Raw genomic sequence first — 326 nt, forward strand, 5'->3', positions numbered from 1 at the left:
GACTTGCAGAAGGTGGGTACATACAACGATACCAACAGCGACGGAGTAGCGAGCGAAGGGGACAAGATCACCTATGTGTTCACGGTTAAGAACACGGGCAACGTGACCATCTACGACATCAGTGTAGCGGATGACAATGCGAACGTGACGGTGACCGGCGGACCGATAGCGAGCTTGACACCAGGCATGAGCGATGCGACGATTACAGGTGAATACACTCTGACTCAGGATGACATCGACGCGGGCGAGTTCACCAACGTGGCGACCGCTACGGGCGTGGATCCGAACGAGGCACCGGTGTCAGACGATGACGACGACAAGCAGAC

Annotated in this window: 1 protein-coding gene; it reads left to right on the forward strand. The window is 56.4% G+C overall.

Features of this window, described 5'->3' with window-relative positions:
• Positions 1-326, forward strand: a 326-nt coding sequence (locus DK188_RS21400) for a DUF7507 domain-containing protein (protein ID WP_449353840.1), incomplete at both ends; no start/stop codon positions are given.

The organism is Algoriphagus litoralis (genome assembly GCF_003259255.1).
GTDB lineage: Bacteria > Bacteroidota > Bacteroidia > Cytophagales > Cyclobacteriaceae > Algoriphagus > Algoriphagus litoralis.